Genomic DNA, 19,179 nt, shown 5'->3' on the forward strand with positions numbered 1-19,179 from the left:
CATGCACTCAAATCACTTTGCGCGAAATTTAATAATCTCGAGATTTCGTGCATCTTCACATGTTTTAAATGCCCCTACATTTCCCCTGATTTTCAAAAAATGATGGAACATTTCTACTTATTTAACCATCGATTCTCGGATAATCGATGCCAGCAAATTCAGCTTTCAATCATTCAGGACACCAGCTTTTGTGTGAAGATGAGAATCGGTATAATGATTGAAGTGGCAAAAAAATATCTCCGCGATGGGATCTCACGTATATCAGTGTCGGCTATATCTTGACAAGAATTCTATAAGTTGACTGAGATCACGTCAATTTAAAATGCTTTATATTTTTGCATTTTGAGCACATGACAGAAAATAAAGAAACGTCAAAGGGCAATATGCACATATTCGACGAACTGAAGGCGGCGCTGAAGACCAACTTTCAGCGCGAACTTTTCGACGGGGCGTTAATGTCGCTACGTGCGGTGGGGAATCCGTTGAGGTTAAATAATTTTTCCACTGCTATTCGCGAACTAGTTCGAGATCTTTTCGACCATCTCGCGCCAAATGAACAAATAAAACAATGTTCATGGTATGTGCCCGATCCGACCTCTGCAACAGGTGTGACAAGAGGGCACCGCGTTTCCTACGTAATTCACGGTGGAATCTCTCCTGCATTTGCCCAAGATGACCTGCAAATAGATGTTACGAGCGAGCGTAAAAGACTCACTGAGGTCGTAAATACGCTAAGTAAATTTACTCACGTTACCATTAATACGTTTAACACACCGTCCGATGATGTCGATAAGTATGGGGCTGATGCTTGCACAGCTTTACTAGGTGTTTTGATCGCTGCTGACGAAGCACGTCAAACTCTGGTCGAAGCAATTCAAGAACAAGTGGAAGAAGACGTCGTTCAAGCTGTGATCAGTGAAACCGTAATGTCGGTAGATGAAATCGCTACCCATCACTGTATTGACGAGGTTGAGCTTGACCTAATCGAGGTCGTGAGTATCGATGCGAAAGAAATCCAGTTTATTGCTCATGGTAGCATCTGCGTGGAGTTGCAATGGGGTTCAAACAGCGATGTACGAAATGATATGGGAGCCATCATGAACGAAAATTTCCCGCTATCGATGAAGTTTTCTAGCTCGGTTGCATCCCCCTCCGAAGTGACTGCAGTAGAAAACTCGCTCTCAGTTGATACGTCTGATTGGTACGACGACTATTACGACGAAGAATAGTTATTTGCGTTACTGCAGTTCCCCTAGCTTTCGAGCAACAACAATTTGGAAGTTAAGAGTTGTCTACGACATTAAGGGATGTCCAGTAATCATACTAAATTGAGAAAGTAACGTGCGAAATGTTTTCATGTGCTTCTGCAGTATAACCGTAAACATACATCACTTTGTTTTCCAACTTAACAATCGCCTTAGCTGGTTAGTATAATCTGTCCGAAAAATAATCTAACAAAGACGAGGCCGCAGCATTGAACGAGAATCCCCCTATCACGATGCTATCAACACAAGAGCTAGAAGGTGCACTTGCCGGCCTTGAAACTCGGATTGTGACTGAACTTGCGCCCTACGAGCCTCAGTCGGCCATATGCCTGTGGTTGGATATAATGCGAGGCATCGAAGAAATCATTAACCTGCCTAACGTCGACTGGGACGATGATAATTTCGAACAGCAACTCTATGAATTCCCTTTGCTGCAACTCATGCACTATGGTCGGGAATTTCAGGCGATTCGCCGCCGATTGATTGCCAGATTCAGCGAGAAGTTCGCCAACCGATTTTGCAATATTCTGAGCTTGGGTTCAGCTATCGGAATATCCTTCGAGGCCCACCGGATGTTCGAGGCTGCAAGTGGATTCAAGAATGTAATGTCGATGATAGGCTATCTTCAGTCGAGAAGGCGTCACTTTGTCGGCTTACTGCACTTAATGCCGCATGCATGTCGAGGGACACGGCTGATCTCACACTCAAATGTATTCAATTGCTTTTTGCCAATCGTTGAGTGCACAGCTGTCCCGATGATGTCTGTGCAATACCTACTTATGGTAAGGTTGGCGCAGCAGCGTCTAGGATTGAACGAAGACGGCAAAACGGAATTGCCGATGCTGAATACGTTTTACTTAGAACCCGAGCGAGCCTCAATCGTAGAGATGATCGTTTCCAACGAAAGGGCGGGAGCGACACTTGAAAGGGAGCCTCTGCAAGCTGATCGACTGTTCTCCGCGGCGGAATTGCGCAATGATATTTTGGCTATTGAAGCTGTGTACGCTGAATTTGATCTCAATAAGACCGATTTCGCAGTCGCAGCCACGTTAGTGCGCCGTCTATCCACCGAGTTTATCAATCGTGATTATTGGGTCGAGATCACACCGAAGCAATTGAACTGCTTGGTCAGCGAAGTCGGTGCAACCGCAAACCTGCGATCTGCGCTTACCTGCGGTGCTGATAATTACATGCTGTGCCTTTCAAGCTATGCGCCTTTTGTACGAGACGGTGATCGATATTTGTCGACGGTCTCCCTTTTGAGTCGTTTTATATACAATTGGCGGGCACGAATCCTAAACAAGTCTAAGCGGTTCCAAATTCGCGCTGGGTTTATTTTCGAGGATCAGGTCAAGGATGCGCTGAAGGATCAGGGCTTTACTATCCAAGAAATCGTTCGCATCGACCGGCAGGAGTTTGATGTCGTCACGATACAAAATGGCGTCATTTGGAATGTACAGTGCAAGAATAACTTTATCGATCTCGATCGAGTTGATATGGATGCTACCAGTTTTGCACGCTACAACAAACACCTAGTGCGCTCATATGAACGCGCATTGACCAAGGAGTTCAACCGCGAACACCTGCTCCAATGCAAGCTTAACTTGGCTGACGTCCAACACATGGTTGTTTCGCGATTCCCAGTAATTACAGACAATCCTAGAATCGTTGTTTTCAGCCGAATAGGCGATTTTTCACGAAGAGCAAGTGAAATTCTTTCTAACTCATCATTAAAATTTCCGTAGACTCGCTCCAAAAATCGCCGTCGAGAAAAATTCTTCGAAAATAAGAATACCTGCTCAGACAGCCTTTCTTTGCGTCGTAAAGTACGAGTCTCCACAGGCGCATGTAAGCGATTCTGGCTCACCAAAATTTGGTGTGACATACATGGTCGCGTTGCACTTCTTGCATATGAAAAGTTTTTCGAGGTCGTGAAACGCGTTCACTACGTTCACGAAATCGTGTTTATCCAAGGTCGCCCATTCGTTGTAATGGACTAGCGCATTAAGTTGCCATTGCTCGGCTTGTGTTGCTTGTGCTGCGGCGTTGAAGATCTCTTCGCGCCGATTGAGCTCAGCAGTTTCCTCATGCTTCTGCCAAGATATTGCGGCAGCTTTTCCGGCCTTGATGACCTTTTTCATCTTCGCTATTGCATTGGGAAGGAGTGCCCCTAAAGTGAACTGCATATCTCCCTTGAACTCGACACTTGCTCGCAAAGATTGGCACACTTCTTTAGAGAAATATTCAAGATAGTTTCTAAGCAAAGCAGCGGCTGCTCGGATATCATTTTTTAACATTAAATCGTCAATCTCTTGCCACACGTCCTTGCCATGCCATTCTGTCGGACCTGAATCGACATTCCATGTTCTGAAATGGGCAAACTGCTTGTTTTCGATAAGGCCGGCAGATCTCATATGCTTTAACCACACTTCATCGTGAGTTGTAAGCACAAACTGAGTTTTTGGAAATTCCTGCTTTAACATCCGGCTCACTTCTCTCCGATGTCCGGAGTCGACCGACATTAGAACGTCGTCCAAAACTGCAAAAATAAAGGCGTCACCGGCCAAGTGATTCATTAGGGCGAGATATAGGCAAAGGCCCATACCATCTTGGTGACCTTCGCTGTGATATGCACCAGGTGGAAAAAATCCTCGCCCATAAAAGTCCACGTCAAAGCTGAGCTTACCCATGGACGGCTTCAACTGAGCCTTAAATTTGTCTTCGTCGCCATGATTTACTAGACGATAAAGACGGCTAAATGACTCCTCAACATCTTTATAGATTTTGTTCAGTGCCCGAGTGGTTGATTCCCCGTACGTTTCTAGTACCGTCTTTGCCACCTCAGCCATGCGCTCTGTTTTTTTTAATAGGAGTGCAGCGTCCCTGTAAGTCTCCAATCGTTCTTGACCAACACTTAGAAAATCTCGCGCAGCATCTTGTTGGTTGGGATCGGGTAACGCATTCACTGCGGCTTCTAACTGGGTGAGAACCGTGGAAACATTGGCCGGTGAGTTTGAAGCTCCTGTCAGTGCTGTTATCGTGGCTTCAAGCGGTAGTAAGCTAGTAAGCGACTTTACTTTAGCGTCGATATCAGTGATGAAAGTTAGAATGTCAGAGCAGTCAACTACTGGGACAAGTTGAGATCCATATTTTGCTGCAACGAGTAGCGCTCGTTTTATTTCGCCCATTTGTGTAATCACGGGCTGCAGAGCCTTTTCGGCTTCCTTGCGTTTCTCTGTCGCATCAGCATAGTGTTGGAGTTTTTCGGAGAGGTGCTTCCTAAAGTGCACTGGAGTCCACGGCGTATCGCACACAGGGCAAACTTGCTCATCGTAGCTGTCAAGGGAAGATTGAATAAGCTGCGCTTTTGATGCGTTGTTTAGAAATTTTTCGTCTGCTGTAAGCTGGGCTACGTGTATCGAAGCTTTAGAAATTGTTTGCAAGTATGCCGCGTCTGACAAGCGGCCTATGGCCGTTTTCGCAAATTCGAGATCGGTTTTTGCGACGAGCTTTGGGACCGTCGCCATATGCGTTGGCTTAGCTGCGGTTGACACTAGGCCGTCCTTGATAGAGGTATTAGCCTCTAAATCCAAGAGCGGTGGTAGTCCAAGGATTGCTCTTTTTTCATTGGCGGCCTCTAGGATCGTTCCTTTTGATAGCATCGTGATATTCAGTGCAGCCATAAGTCCTTTCGATGCTCGGTCTTTGGCAACAATCTGAGTGCTTAGGTCGCGTGCGCTTGCATTTGATATTTTTTGAAGGAGCGCTCGTGTGGATTCTACTTCGTCGAGCCGCAATAGCTCTTGAACTTCTTGCGATCGCTTACCTGGTTCGGCGAGCACATATCGGATTAACTCTCGGCGTGAGAGTTTGAATTCGGGGTGAAGCGCGACTTTATTAAGTATAGCTCTGATTTCAGGAGTGTCCGGCGAAATCTTGAGTGCCTTGATGGTCTTTACGTTGCGTACGATCGTGACGTCTTGTTTGATAGATGGAATGTGGACAGTAAGGGAAACGCGCGCCTCTTCAGGTTTGTTTCGAACATCAACATGAGGGCCATGCTCCTTGACGGACAGTCCGCCTGTTCCAGTACCAGATAGGCGTGAGATATTGCCAGTAAGCGCGAATTCGATTGCATCGACAATACCGCTTTTCCCTGTCCCGTTGGGACCGCAGATGGCGAAATTCTTGTCGTTCAGATCAAGCGTCAAATCACGAATGCCCCGAAACTCATGAATTGAGATTTGAGTAGCCTGAATCATAGAATGTCCTCCCCAAACATCGCCAATCGCAATGCCATCTCGGTCGGTTTGTTATCGGAGAGAAGTACAGCTTGTAGTTTTGGTGCGATTTCAACGTAGCCTTCCTTTTTGGATAAGTCGTCAAGGAATCCGCCGATGATGGTGTGAGCGATACTGCCATTTCCGCGAGCAGTTTGCTTCCGTTCGTTATCGCTTGCGTCGTGAGTTTCCGAATCCATAGGTCGCTTTCTTTGGAGATTTTAGCGAAAGAGCGGTGATATTGCATCACCACCAATATTTTGGACAGTTAGCCTAGTTGATGATTTTACACGCTCCAGCGGAAGAAGGGCACTCAGAATTGCCACCGTGACAATGGGGGGGTAACAATGAACTTCGTAGAGGACATTGAAATTTGGTGTCCAAAGCGCCCTGTAGTGTCGATGGACAAACGGATACATCCAGATAAACGTTTCGAAGTCCTTTGATTTCGAAGCGATTTTCGTTGCGCGGAACTCGTTTTCAAAGCGGGTCATTGATCGACCAATGCGTTCACCACCTGGAAACGATTCGATCAGAGCGGAGATGGGAACCGCACGAGTTACTCCCATTAATGAATTAGAAGCAAATCTTTCATCCTCGCTGCTGAGGTTTCAAAACAACGAGTTGAACGCCTGAATCGGCGCGATTTTACAAATAAAAAAGGTATGTAATCGACGCTAGATTTAATTCATTAAATCAATCAAATGTCAGCAGTTCTGACGGCTGCAGTCCAAGTGTTTCTGCGAGCTTGCAAATGTTAACCAATGCTATATTTCGCTGACCTCGCTCCACGCCGCCAAGATAACTACGAGCGAGTCCGCTCTCTAGTGAAAGTTGCTCTTGAGACCATCCACGTTTTTTTCGAAGTTCAATTAACCTCAACCCGAATTGTATTTTGGGATCATGTAGAGTTTTTTCATTCTTTGCCATACCCCGATTGTGAAGTTCGGAGTACTATCAGGCCACGCTCTATGAGTGACAATTGGCGCCTTATTTAAAAATTGATCGTGAAGTCTTAACGTTTAGTATTGCTTAGTTTAGGAGTGACAGTTATGAATACTAGTCGTATGCAAATCAGAAATTTACAAGAATGTATCTTAGAAACAGTGGCAAAGGAAAACCTTAAGGCGGACCTTGTTATCGTTGGGATAGGGGAATTTTTAATTCACTATAGTGTATCCAAACGTGGGACTGACTTTACAGCGGATTTCCTTGATTCCTTGACGCAAACTTTTCGCACCATTCAAGACACGGTTGAGCTTAAAAAATTATAGAGGCGTTTAGAATGCCCTTGATGTTTAAATGCTTTAAGATTTCCTGATTCTTTTATTGACTTGAGCTAGTGGTGCGACCGATGTTTCAGGCAATGCACCAAGTTTGTAAAGATTGTCGCGAGCAGCGGTATAAAATTCAAAAAAATTAGCCCATTTTGAAAAACCTCCTAACTCGCCAACAACCCGGATCATCGCAAGGTGTGAAGCCGTCAAGAGTTGAACAGATGTCTCAAGTTCTCTTATTCTAATTTCTTTTTCTGCCAGTGCCGAAGCTAAATCCTTGCTAGATCGTCTTGAAACACGTCCTCGCCAACGACGGTATTCCGCCTGGCGTTTTTGGTAGTCCGCAAGTAATTTACTACGTGAAACGCTTCGCGTTATTGACGATGCGGCCTTTAATGTTGGATGTAGGCGAGCAACGGCACGAGCGGAAATGTCTAGATCATCGGCGAGCAATTTTTCCAGTAGATTCCGCATATCTAAATCTTCAGCTAAATCAATTTTTTCATGCTTATTCATCCATTATCCCTCGTGCGTTCGATTGTGAAAGGTCCTCACCATTAGGGAATGGCCGTTGTCCAGGCGAAGTCGCCAAGAGCTTTTGGACGCCAGCGAGGCGATCATTGGCATGTTCTAGTTGATTTTTCCAGCCTATACTAGAAGAAGGGCGTCCGTTGATCGTCTCAACGACAGTCTTTAATTTACTTTCGAGTCGTAAAAGATTCTGGCGATTTTCTGGCAAATCTGTTGCAGAAAGATGTCGACAATTGGCAAAACATTCGAGATGCTTTGGACAAGGATCAACCGTAAATGAGTTTAGACAATGTCCGTACGGTGTCGCATGAAATCCGTCTGCCTCTACGCGCAGATATTCGTATGCTGCGGCATCGCCTTGATTCATTTGGATGTTCAAAAAAGCGTTAACAATCGGTCCGTTCGCTTTGCCAACTTTAATCAGCTTGGCTACTGTGGTCGTTTTTTCACCTAACGCAATTTCAAGTTCTTCAGGAAAGGAAATTTGGTCGAGTTCTTCAGCTAGGCTGCGATGATCATACTCGTAGCTTTGAGTCACGCTACGGCGGTTGAAGCGCTTGGAGATAATGGTGTCCGCAACTCCAAGACGAAATAACTCTGTATTTTGCAAATGGCGTAGCTTATGCGACTCTAGTGCTAATTTTCGATCTTCCTCGTCTGCACCATATTGGGAGAATAAGGAGGGGTTGGCAACGTGATCACCTAATGCAACCCCAATAAGTGTAGGATCGGGGCGGCTCACTGACATGTATCGCGTAATGTCACATAGGCCACCGTTGCGCTCTTCAGCAAGTGATCGCTTAGGGTGCAAAAAAAGTAACTCCCAAGGAGATACTAGTCCTGAGTCGGTTCGGAAAGGCTGGGTATCTGAGATCTTAGTAGGGGTCGTCGATCGAACATACGCCTCCAGTTCACCAATATTTAGATATGTCTCGGCCCATAACATTCTAGCTCTAGGCGCGATTTGGCGACCGTTTGAAGTACGAAATACGAGCGGCGTATCTCCATTTTGCATTTTTCGCTGCAGTCTATTGCCATAAACATAGACCGCTATATCTAATTTACTTTGTGATTCCAGGTACAGGTCAGCTTGAAAACGACTAAGCTTATCAAAAACGCTTGGATCAAACGATTCGCGATATTCGTTTAGGAAAAGTTCGCGATCAATGTCGAGCCAGAAGGGATTGCCGCTAAGGCGCGTATATAGTTCGGTGAAAGGCACGAGATCTGATTCTTTATACCATGGCAACAGCCGACCAGAAATACATTGGAGTTTCATTGTATCTCGTAGAGGAGCCGTTATTTGGACAATACGATCCAAAGTGGCTACCAGTGTTTCGCGAAACATTTCTGGTACTGACTGGATGTTCTGCCGCAATATTTGACTATCAGATTCCACTTCTTGCTGCTTTTCGGCAAAATGACGTAGCATCAGGGCTGTCGAAAATCCACCTGCCTCGCTCGCTGATCGGCCTCTGGCATCTAGGTATGTACGCTCGCGCTTCCAATCCAATGGGAGAAGAGCAGCTTCACCGACACGTAGACCAGTGAATATCATCACCTGAACTGCCGCGAAACGTAACTCGTCCATAAACGACTTTGGGCGCTCTGTCATTACAATCCGCACCAGTTCCCAAAAAGCTCTTTGTGATGGGAGGCGCTCCGCTTGCTTCCGCTCATCCAGTTTTGTTCGGAGCTCGTCTTTTGACATAGTGTGCCGTGATTTCACGTTTTTGACGGACAGTCGGCGGACCTGTAGCATTCCCGACATCTGACCAGCATCACATACATGGTAAGCATCCAAGACGACTTTGATCGCCCCCACTAACACGTCTCCTAGCTTGCCTGAAGCTTGAATTTCCGATGCAATACGAATGGCATATTGCAGGTCGTCTAGCGTCATTTCCCATGGTTCTTTGGGAACACAAGTCGCTAAAACACGCAACGGTCTGAGGATATTGTTAAAAACATGTCCAGTCGAATTTCGCTTGAAAAACAATTGTTCAGCAACGGCAGCTTTGATTAGATCGCACCAGGCTGGAGAGAGTGCTTTCCGATGTACTGATGCTTTACCCGCAATCTCACGCTCTTTGTTTATAAAGGCTAGCGCTCTGGAATCTTGGCCTAGGCCCCGCAAATAATGTACTGGCGGAGGGGTGTCACCAACACTTTTGGTGAGATTCCATCCTATGCCATCTACCGCATCCCCTAATTCTGTAAGTACGAAGTTCCAATCTAGCCCTTTGTCTCTTGCAAGTGATTTGCCGAGATCGATAAAGGAAGTGAAATGCGAGTTCATCTTTTATTTTCCTCCAGCTCCTCTATGATTGCTTGGATTTCAGCTATCGTTCGTTGAAGTTGCATATAGGCTGGGGATTTCATGTCACCGCGTGAGCTGCTTTCAAAAAATAAGACGATCTTTCGCATATCTGCAAGTACACTTTCATGTAGCCCTTTATCTGCAACAGGCATAAATTTACGACAACCGTAACACGACGTGATTGGGTTGTAAGGGCAAGCAGATTGACCGGATTGACAACCGCCAATTCCCGCGATTGGAATGCCATGCGGTACAGCACCAATCTGTTGGTCGGATTTTAACGTTGAAAGTTCTTCGTTAGAAATGAAACGATCATGCGCAAATTTTGCAACTCGTCTGTATATTTCAGAAGCACCAAGTGCTTTATTGACGCGCTCTGCATGGGATGCCGAAGTTGTGTAATAAACTAGTCCAGTATTTGTCTGGGCGTGCCCCATGAAATCGGCCAACTCTTCGTGGTTTGCGCCAGCGTCAACGAGTCTTTGCGCCGCTGTATGGCGCAAATCTGTGGCGGTTCCAAGGTCGTCCGATTTGATAATTCTACGAACTAGTCCAGATATTCTCGAACTTACTTCGTTAGATGATTTTACTTGGAAGAATTTTTCATTTTCAGCTTTTCCATCAGCAATCAATCGAGCATTAATATTGATGAAGATTGGAGCCCATTCACGCTTCACCCGTCTCGGTAGAGGTATTCGACTCTTATTTCCTCGTTGTTTGGCAGCGTGAAACGTCAAGTGAACTGTAGGTGTCGCAGAAATTTCGTCGTACCAGATTCGTACGTTGCGCATGCCTAAAATACCGATTTGCACTGGCCGCATTGCAAACTGATAAGCACAAAGTAGCATTCCAGCATCGATCAATTCCGCATTAGTTATACAATTACTAGCCTGTAAACTCTCAACCATGTTGTCAAGATGACGCACAATAAGAGCCTCTTCATCCGCGGATAGGAACACATCACCTGATCGAACTGCAGCGTACTTGTCAGAATGGGGCAAGGGGAGGGCCGTCTTCAAAAAGATTCGATAATCGTTAGACCATCCATTCCATCGATACTCGCACAGCAAGCTCAATATATGCTTTGCCAGTACGTATGCGCCTTGCGTAAGATTTCGAGCTCTCAATATGGTCCAGATCTTTCCGATTGTTGTAGGACTACTTTCTGCAATATTGAGTACATCGGTATCACAAAGTTGATGCAACTTTGAGAAGTAATTCACTATGGAAGATGGACTTAGTTCATTAATTAGCATGAATGCCAAGACGTGCTTAAATATGGTAGCAGCCTCCAATCTGCGTTCACTGAAATCGATATAACTTGTCGTGCCGTGGGCTATCAATGAAATTACTTTTTCACTATCAGGATTTCGAATCGATCTGATAGTGTCATCAAACTCATCGTAATATCTTAGAGCACTAGGGAGTGGCGGCAGTATGTGGCAAAGCTGTACCAGAGCGTCTTGATCTGAACTACACGAGCGTGCTTCGGTGTGATAGTCCATCGGAGTCATCCTTTCGAAATTGAACGCAATAATTCGACTCGGTCATCGAAGGCATCATTCCAAACACTCGCCAGCCGATCTTCAAAGACAGCTTTTGCATATCGCGAAGGCATCGTTGATTCTCTCGACCATCCAAAGAATGTACGCATTTTCTGTAGAGCCTCATCCATCGAGTCGCCTTGCATTAAGAGTCGACTAAGAATGGCTACGGCACAAGTGTGGCGAAGATCATGCGGTGTAATTGATGTCTTACCAGTACGAACTTCTAATTCCTGAATGATAGCCTTTGGAAGACGTGCGGATATTAACGCGAAAGCCTTTGTCAGCGCTTCTGTGGACAAAGGCGCATTACTAGGTGAGTTCAACAAATAGGAATGCGTGGGCCGGCCGCGGTGATTTTGTGCATACGCCTCGATTATTTGCGCTACTGATTCGCTAATTGGAATTTGTCGGACGGAGTTCCGCGTCTTGATTCCAGGTCTAGAATGGCGGTGATCGCTTGAAGAATCTTCGTAACGATTTCCTTGAATGTTGATCCAGTACTTAATTGCGCCCCGTTTTATATCGAAATCGCTTTTAACGGCATCTGCTGGAAGCAAAAGAATTTCGCCGCGTCGAAGGCCCTGGTGCAACATCAAAATGAAAGCAACATATACACGCCAGCGAGTACGAAGTCTTGGGAACGGATTGAGGTCTGAATCCGGAGCCAAAATCGAATACAAGGTTTGTACGATAGACGCCGGCAAGGAGCGGATGGTTTCTGGAGAATTTCGTTTCTTAATCCGGAATTGGCTGTATAGAACCGATAGTTGCCGTAGGCGTCCTTCAATATTTCGCATTCGATTGTTCCCATCGCCTTTAGCGAGCGATTGAACAATAAACGTTACGAACGCTAGGCCAGTTTGCCAGCGTAAATGGTTGCTGGCGTTTATCGTTGGTTGATTACGGATGGATATGAACCACGACTCAAGAATGCTTGCTAAGGTTCGATCATCTAACGCTCCAAGTGCGTCGTCCAAAGATCCTGGGCCTTGAGATATATCCGCAAAGTGATATAAATTTTCGATATAGCGTAATTTTTTTATGTGAGTCGAATCTGCTAATCTACCAGCACACATGGTCGACCAAACGGCAGACCAATATCTCGGCAAACCTGAAGCGTCGATTAAGATTGGGCCGGTTAGGCTTTGGGAAAAAGACGCATCATAGTTCTGAATAATCATTTTTTACGATAAAGAAAAGAAAGTAATGTAAAAACATATCATTTGCTTTTTGAGTTTTGTTATTTATTAGTCAAATTGAGTATTTATTAGTCAAATTGAGTTATGAGTAACCAAACTACGCAACACTTTAAAAACTACCGTCCTTTCGCATAATTTATATTATGTAAAATTGGTGCTAATAGAATGAAACAAGGGGCAAAGCGCCCCTTTTCGTTCGCTGAAGTAAAAGTACCCATTTGTATGAAGCGAATTTGCCAATTCCTGAATACTGTGAAGTAAAAGTGCCAATAACGCAAATCGTTCGCATAACTTTCACTCAAATATTTGAATAAGACTCGCAGAATTCACAATACGAAATATTTTCGAAATCTATGAGAATTAAACGAAATAGCTTCTTTCCCCATCGAGATCATTCGCATACCTTTCACCTCAAAATTTGCACAAGATGTCGAAATTCTTTTAATTCTGAATTTTGTTCACTCATTTCTGAACTAAGAACTCGATAAATCGCATGAAAAATCATGTATTAATTGAAAAAATCGTGAATTTCATTCAATCACTTCAACAAAATTCAATAAAATTACAAAGTGACGGCAGTAAAAAAATTGGGGGTAAAAATTCTCTTTTATGGGATGGGATTCACCAACCGCAATATGATATGTCGTTTCAGATTTATGAGCCTATCGAAAACTTCTCTCATGCTAGGAACTTGGTTGAGGTAATTCCTAGCATTAGCGGCTACCAACCTAATGGCTGTCAGCAAACTAGATAAACACAGCACCCATAGCAAGTGATTGACTAAACCTATCAAATGTGTTGCCTCGGTGCAGTGTTCGCACCTGCCAGAGATAGAAAGAACGCACGGGCCCACTCATTGAAATAGGTCCTTCACGGTAGCCGGTGCCTCGAGAAATAAGTGCCGTACCACAATTTCCACCGAACTCCATCGGACGCGCAACTCCCCAACCCGCATTCCAGTAACAAAAATCCGCGACAACCTGCTCGTGTACCTTGATCTCCAGTTGTCCATTACGAGGGATGATCTCAGCCTCGCCAGAGTCAGGCAGCGTTGGAAGGAAAAGTCGCGCCGGATACAGGTCATGCTGAAGATAGCCCAAGCGGTCCAAACCGAGTGGTGCTGCAAGCGGCCATGCCTTGCATTCACCTTCCATCAAACGGTCAAGTTGTGGGAGAGTCAAGAAGGTTGTCGCGCTCAGTGGCTCGGAAGTTGTGCTTCGAAGCATCAGCCCGTGGTTGCAAGCAATCTCCAGATGCCTAGCTAAGTCCGTGTCGGCGATCATGCTGCCTGCCACTTGCGACCATCGAACGATCGAAACTTCCACACACCTTTCCATTGACATCACGATTGGCGAGCTGAACGCAATCAGTTCATCACCGGGTCGTGTGGCTTGAATGCGGCCAATCAAGGTGCCCAAGGACGCTTCGATCGCCTCGTTATCGCCGTCGAAGTCTGCGTTCTCAGGAAACCAGGCCGGACGTCGAGGCTTGAGTAAAGCCAAGGTTGGATGGACGGGCAATGCCAAAATTGCTTCAGCGTCCGCTCGGTGGGGTGGCATGGCCCAGAACTCTGCGGCAACCGCTAACGTGCGAAGGTAGGCAGAGATAGCGCGAAGTGCCGTCCGAAAGGATAAATGTCCGACAAAGCCATCGCCCAAGGGCCGCAGAAAGTACCAGGGGTCTCCTTGGAACGGAGCGTCTGGATAAGCGGCTCGATTCCTCATCCACTCAAAGGCCATCTGCCGGACGAACGGCAACCGAGTATAGCGCTCGAGTTCGCCCATAGAAGTCCGGAAAATCCGGGGCAAATCTGAGCCCTGCACGCTGTCAAAATCTTGAGGAATCTCGAACTCCTCCGACACTTCCTCAAGTCCTTTGTCTCCGCCTTCTGCCAACAGACCTAGGCTTTCCAGCAGTAAGTCTGAAAGGATGGATGGCCTCCGGACACTCTCAACCAGTTGTGGAGTCGGCGAGTAGCCATGTGCTTGCGCCGCTATCCAAAAGATACACAAAACCTCGACCACTTCGGCCTCAAGCTTGCGCGTATTCAGCCATTTGAGCAACGCAGACTCGGTTTCGGCTCTCAAACCTGGCTCACCCAGCCGAGCTGCCAACTCCTGCATTGTCCACCACCTTGCAGACGTTGACGGCCAACCAAGTCGCGCTATGAGAATGCGAAGCTCGTCCATCAAACCTCCGACCCAGTAGCAGAGGCCAACTCTGCAGCCCAGCGAGGCCGCTCCAACGGCAGAGTGCGGGTGTCCTCAATGACGCAGTTGACCATCGCCTCCGCAAACTTCACGGCCTCCACTTTCCGCCCTTGTCGTGCATAAAAATAGACCATCAATTCCGTGGGCGCTACACGTGACGGCGTGGGGTCACCAAACATCGCGTAGGTCGTCGCTGCCACGAACTCGTCGCAACGACGCGGATAGTACTTGACAACCAAATCAAGCCTGCTGCAGGTCGTCTCTTCGTTCTCAGTGAACCCGCTCCAGGCACCGTTTCGGATGTGTGCCTGGACTAGATACTTCCATGACGCTTTCAAGCCACTTAGTTTACGCTTAGTATGAAAGGCAAGGTCAGACAGCACAAGGACGCCCTTGCGCCTGCCATCCTCTGACAGAAGCAAGCCGTCGAGTACTGCGAGCAATCTTCTACCCTGACCTGCCTGGTCCCAGTGTTGATACCATACACGAAGAAGCTTCGTCTGCTCGTCGTAGCTGGTAGATAGGCTGTCAAGCAGATCGCCAAGTTGTTCCGGTGCAAAGGTCGTGACATCGCCAGTGTAAGGTTTGCTCTCGCTATTGCTGCCGCGGGATTCTGGGTGTTGGAGCACGCCTAAGTCCCATCCCGCATGCTCTTGAAGAACACGAAGCCGCTCCGTAGCGCTTGAACTGCCATCTTGTACAAGTCGCTTAAGCACTTCCTGAATCTCTGGATGCAGGCCAGTTCGCATCAGCGCGTCCAGGGGCCAACCATCCTTGACGCCTTGCGCCACATATGCCCGCAGACTGTCTTCCGCTTGCGACCAGTCACCCGCGTGCGTGTGTTCCTCGTACTTGACCACCAAGGCCGATGGCTTCAACTTTGCGAGCAGCCGATCGGCGGCCGCCAGAACATGTCTAGTGCCCTTCCCGTCGGTGTAGTCCAGCACTTGGTGAATCTGTGGCGAGATCATGCAAAGCAGCCGACTAGCGTCTTCCGGTGCCACATCGATAAGATAGCGGATGGCGTCGACCGTGTTGTTTAGAGTTGGGTCCTTGCGATGCGCATAACCAGTCGTCAGCTCCCACGTCTGTTTGCACAGCTCGCGAGCGCTGTTGCTCGACCCATGGGCTAGCGCAATGGCACAGAGCTGGAGTGGCGTCTGAAGATGCACGCTGGTCTCCTGGCGGATCTCTGAATCAAGCAGGACACGCTGAGACTGGACGAACGTCGCTGCCGCTGCGTCGGTCATCCTCGTCAGCAATCTGATCGCGTACTGAGTGCGGAAGGACGCACTGTCAAACCAGGCACACTGTCCGGCCGCTTCCATCGTTTCCTCGGTCAAGGTCGCTTCGTCGAAGTGGTTCTGCAGGATGCTGCCAAGCCGGATGTCACAGGCAATACGATGCAGAGCGCTCCGGAAGTCCTCGGCTGCAGAGCTCTCGTCATAGCCTTGCCTGAAACGCTGGAACTCCACTGGCTTGAGCAGCTCAAACAGTTCATGGAAATCCACGAACTCCCTACGCCACCAATGGTGAGCAACCTGCGCCGCGACCGCAGAGAGTGCGTCGAGAAAATCGGTGATGTTCCTCCTGTCTTCGTATAGGGGGGCTCGTATGAACTCGAAGTCGGTTTGCCCTTCTGCAGCCATGCACAGGCTCAGCTGGACTCCACTGAAGAACCAGTGGTGCGCGAGTGCCGCCAGATCTTCCTTGCGTTCGTAGTAGTCACCCTTGAGCCACTCAATAGGGATAGGCTCGTTCAACGGCTTGAAGACCTGCGTATGTGCTGCCTCCATGGCAGCGACAAATGGCGTCCGGGCAAGCTGGCTAAAGTCATCGCGCTCGGCGATGCTCACTCCTGCGGTCGCCGCCGCGCGGACGCAGGCATCGCTGATAATGTTTTTGCTCTCGCCAGGTCCGAGCAAAGCAGCGACTGCCATCAAGTCATCCAGATTGCCTTCCTCAACCAGCATCTGGACTCGCGACATCCACACGACCGGCCCGTTATCGGAAACCAGCTTGGCAAGAGCAGTCGGGGTTGCACCAATGGCACCAAGCCGAGCAAATGCGCCGACCAAGAACTTGAACTCATCAGAACCGGTGTTCAACAAGTACCTGCTGGAGAAACGGCTCAGGCCTCTAAACCGACGAAGCGCCTCATCGCCGCACGCTTCGGCCAGAACCTCGTCGCCTCGAGCATCCAGGGCTAACCCGAGCGCGGCAACCCGTAAGATATCCGCCTCGTGCCGGGAGGCCACGGCCTCTCTCACGACGCCTTCATCTGAGGTCAGGGTCAACGTGAACGAGATCAGCTTGGCCATGTCTTCGTTCTGCATCTGAAATTGGCTGCCACCTACCATCCGCGCCTTGAGGTGCTCAAGCCTATAGGCGTCGGCAAACGCGTTGGTGTCCAGCGCTGCAACCAGCGCATCAGAAAGCAGCGTGTCGAAGAGCGACTCTGGATATCCCTCCTCCAGGCGGAGCATGATCCAGTCGCGAGTGAGGCCGGTGATGAGGTTCTTGGGGTCACCCAACCTTGCTTGGACCGTCCAGAGCCAGTTCACGCGCAGTGAGGTCGGCGCAGAGCTTTCCAACCAGCTAGCAACTGCAGGCATCAGTTCGTTGATGTGATCGGGGTAGTCTGCGGTTGCACGCACGAAAACTGCCAAGCTCTCATGGAAAACCTTCAGACCAGCCGCCGACGAGTGAAGTAGATGCTCCACTTTTGCGACATCCGGTTTCGCAGCGCCGACTTTCGCGGTGATCTCTCCGAATGCTGCTCTAGGCCAAAAAAGCGGAAGGGCACAGAGGAGCCTCAGCGTGTTCTTGAGACTTGGAGGCAGGCCTTCCCAAAGCGACGCATAGTAGAACTTTGCATCCTTGCTCAAGTCTCCCTTCAGTCGCTCGACATCCCACTTCGTCAGGTTGCCACCGGTATGCTCGAGCTCCCCAGTGACATAAATGACGTGCAGAGGATGACCGTTGGTTCGCGTGCAAATAGCGATTGCAGCCTCCTGCAGTTGCCTTTCCGCCTGATCCACACTTTCTAAGCCAGTGGTAAGCCTGCCCTCTTGAATTGCCTTGCGCAGGTAGGACAGGACTGCGTTCTCGGACATCGCCGGCAAAGTGCGCCACACGGCCTTGGGTGCAACGGCAAGCAGATCCGTCGGCAACTGGACGTCGTCGACAGGTTGAGTTCCTACAAGCAGCACCATGTTGTCCGGGCATGGTATCACCTGAGAGAACACGTCGTCCAGCGGTCGCTTGTCAGCAGAATTGATGCGCCAGACGTGGTCTAGGCCATCCAGCACAAGAACGAACGGTTTGCCCAGATCCTTGTAGTGAGAAGCGCACGCCTCAAGGAGCGAGCGCAGGTCTCCCGCTGGCGCCTGGACATCGAGATGAAACCGCTTCACCTGCGCTGCGATGGATTGTTCGACCGCGTAGCTGTTCACCCGGTCACGCCCACGCTCTGTCGTCGATAGGAAGTAGTGGTGCCGGACCGTGGGGATGTTCTGTTCAGCGAGCTTGTCGCACAGCGCACTCAGATATGTACTCTTCCCGCGGCCTGGCGGTCCCGTAAGCACGATCACTTTCCCAGCAGCGGCGACGGCGTCCCGAACGAACTCCCGGTGAAACGTCTCGTCAGGCACCTCGTAGCCTAGGGGGACAACGAAGTCCTCGGGCAAAGGCGCCGGCGGCGTCGACAACACGATGGCACGTACTTGCTCCATTGTGATCCAACCATCCGGGAGCGGGAAGTTCCTTCGCGTCGCCCAGTTCAACGCGACGTTCTTGAGGGTGGCAATGCCCTCAAGGGTGCCGTGCTTGCGAAGTCGCGCATCGACCTCTTGCTCCAGCGTATCGAACCCCTTATCGCTGTGGAGAATGTGCAGCTGACTGAAGAACGCCTTACAGTTTTGCTCGTCACCGAGTTCAGCGATGACCTCAGAACGCTTAGGCTCGGGGATATTTGCGAATGATATCTTGCCGCCGTCCAGGCAAGCTTCGATATCGGCATCAGGTCGGCGATTGGTCCTCAACGAGAGCACGCCGGTACGCGCCGGATCCAGCGCCTTGAAGGCATCGAACCACTTGCGTAGCATCGACCTCGATCGCTCCGTCTTGCCGGGCTTCTCGAGCATCCAGTCCCAGCAAAGCGGATGCGCCTCCGGGTTTGGCGTGAACTTGACCTGTTGAAGGTCGATCAGACTGTCAGCACGCTCGACGACGATGTCATCCAGTCCCATCGGTGCGACGACCTCGTCATCGCACTCAAACTTTACTCGGGTGTAGCGAGCCGGAGCGTCTAGCCAATCGCACAAAACCCTGAGGCCTTGCCGAGTCTGATAGATGTAGCCAGCAACGGTAATAGAAGTGTTCTTGATATCTTCAGACATGAATTGGTTCACCTAAAAACAATTATGATACCGGCCGTTGAACAAGTCGTACAAGTCACTAAGCAATGACCGGAGAGCGATGAAAACTGACCATGGATATTTGGCGAATAAAGTCGATAGCTGCTGAAAATCAGGCGTTGACAGCAAAAA

Annotated in this window: 13 protein-coding genes; 4 read left to right on the forward strand and 9 right to left on the reverse strand. The window is 48.6% G+C overall.

Features of this window, described 5'->3' with window-relative positions; translation table 11 throughout:
* Window positions 1-350: 350 nt before the first annotated feature.
* Window positions 351-1,229: a pPIWI-associating nuclease domain-containing protein gene (locus KDM92_RS01000; RefSeq protein ID WP_212682602.1), complete on the forward strand. Its 879-nt coding sequence runs from the start codon at window positions 351-353 to the stop codon at window positions 1,227-1,229.
* A gap of 269 nt (window positions 1,230-1,498) precedes the next feature.
* Entirely contained in the window at window positions 1,499-3,010 is a 1,512-nt protein-coding gene (locus tag KDM92_RS01005) for a hypothetical protein (protein WP_212682603.1), read from the forward strand.
* Between the two features lie 54 nt (window positions 3,011-3,064).
* Here the strand turns inward: KDM92_RS01005 and KDM92_RS01010 are convergent, their stop codons facing one another.
* The 3 genes from KDM92_RS01010 to KDM92_RS01020 form a co-directional block, all read right to left on the reverse strand.
* The gene (locus KDM92_RS01010) at window positions 3,065-5,527 is read right to left on the reverse strand and encodes an ATP-binding protein (RefSeq protein ID WP_212682604.1); all 2,463 of its coding nucleotides are present in this window, start codon (window positions 5,525-5,527) and stop codon (window positions 3,065-3,067) included.
* Complete coding sequence (locus tag KDM92_RS01015) at window positions 5,524-5,745, reverse strand: hypothetical protein (RefSeq protein WP_212682605.1); 222 nt, start codon at window positions 5,743-5,745, stop codon at window positions 5,524-5,526. The genes KDM92_RS01010 and KDM92_RS01015 overlap by 4 nt, the downstream gene beginning before the upstream one ends.
* Before the next feature lie 496 nt (window positions 5,746-6,241).
* Window positions 6,242-6,475 (reverse strand): helix-turn-helix domain-containing protein, encoded by a 234-nt coding sequence (locus KDM92_RS01020; RefSeq protein WP_212682606.1) that lies wholly within the window; start codon window positions 6,473-6,475, stop codon window positions 6,242-6,244.
* A 122-nt stretch (window positions 6,476-6,597) separates the two neighbouring features.
* On the opposite strand from KDM92_RS01020, the gene KDM92_RS01025 reads away from it, so the two are divergent.
* The gene (locus KDM92_RS01025) at window positions 6,598-6,819 is read left to right on the forward strand and encodes a hypothetical protein (protein WP_212682607.1); all 222 of its coding nucleotides are present in this window, start codon (window positions 6,598-6,600) and stop codon (window positions 6,817-6,819) included.
* 33 nt (window positions 6,820-6,852) lie between these two features.
* On the opposite strand, the gene KDM92_RS01030 is transcribed toward KDM92_RS01025, so the two are convergent.
* The 4 genes from KDM92_RS01030 to KDM92_RS01045 are packed head-to-tail and all read right to left on the reverse strand — an operon-like array spanning window position 6,853 to window position 12,401.
* On the reverse strand, window positions 6,853-7,338 hold the full coding sequence (locus KDM92_RS01030; protein ID WP_212682608.1) for a hypothetical protein: 486 nt from the start codon (window positions 7,336-7,338) through the stop codon (window positions 6,853-6,855).
* On the reverse strand, window positions 7,331-9,652 hold the full coding sequence (locus KDM92_RS01035; protein WP_212682609.1) for a hypothetical protein: 2,322 nt from the start codon (window positions 9,650-9,652) through the stop codon (window positions 7,331-7,333). The genes KDM92_RS01030 and KDM92_RS01035 overlap by 8 nt, the downstream gene beginning before the upstream one ends.
* Window positions 9,649-11,178, reverse strand: coding sequence for a site-specific integrase (locus tag KDM92_RS01040; RefSeq protein ID WP_212682610.1), 1,530 nt, complete (start codon window positions 11,176-11,178; stop codon window positions 9,649-9,651). Before KDM92_RS01040 ends, KDM92_RS01035 begins: the two co-directional genes overlap by 4 nt.
* A gap of 5 nt (window positions 11,179-11,183) precedes the next feature.
* Window positions 11,184-12,401: a tyrosine-type recombinase/integrase gene (locus KDM92_RS01045; protein WP_212682611.1), complete on the reverse strand. Its 1,218-nt coding sequence runs from the start codon at window positions 12,399-12,401 to the stop codon at window positions 11,184-11,186.
* A 511-nt stretch (window positions 12,402-12,912) separates the two neighbouring features.
* On the opposite strand from KDM92_RS01045, the gene KDM92_RS01050 reads away from it, so the two are divergent.
* A complete protein-coding gene (locus KDM92_RS01050) occupies window positions 12,913-13,173 on the forward strand; it encodes a hypothetical protein (protein WP_212682612.1) in 261 nt (86 codons plus the stop codon).
* On the opposite strand, the gene KDM92_RS01055 is transcribed toward KDM92_RS01050, so the two are convergent.
* Together KDM92_RS01055 and KDM92_RS01060 are read right to left on the reverse strand one after the other, a co-directional pair.
* Window positions 13,166-14,542: a multidrug DMT transporter permease gene (locus KDM92_RS01055; protein WP_230408108.1), complete on the reverse strand. Its 1,377-nt coding sequence runs from the start codon at window positions 14,540-14,542 to the stop codon at window positions 13,166-13,168. The genes KDM92_RS01050 and KDM92_RS01055 overlap by 8 nt on opposite strands.
* Before the next feature lie 65 nt (window positions 14,543-14,607).
* Window positions 14,608-19,029: an NACHT domain-containing protein gene (locus KDM92_RS01060; protein ID WP_212682614.1), complete on the reverse strand. Its 4,422-nt coding sequence runs from the start codon at window positions 19,027-19,029 to the stop codon at window positions 14,608-14,610.
* Window positions 19,030-19,179 lie beyond the last annotated feature (150 nt).

The sequence above is a fragment of the Affinundibacterium baiyunense genome (assembly GCF_018139645.1).
GTDB lineage: Bacteria > Pseudomonadota > Gammaproteobacteria > Burkholderiales > Burkholderiaceae_D > Undibacterium > Undibacterium baiyunense.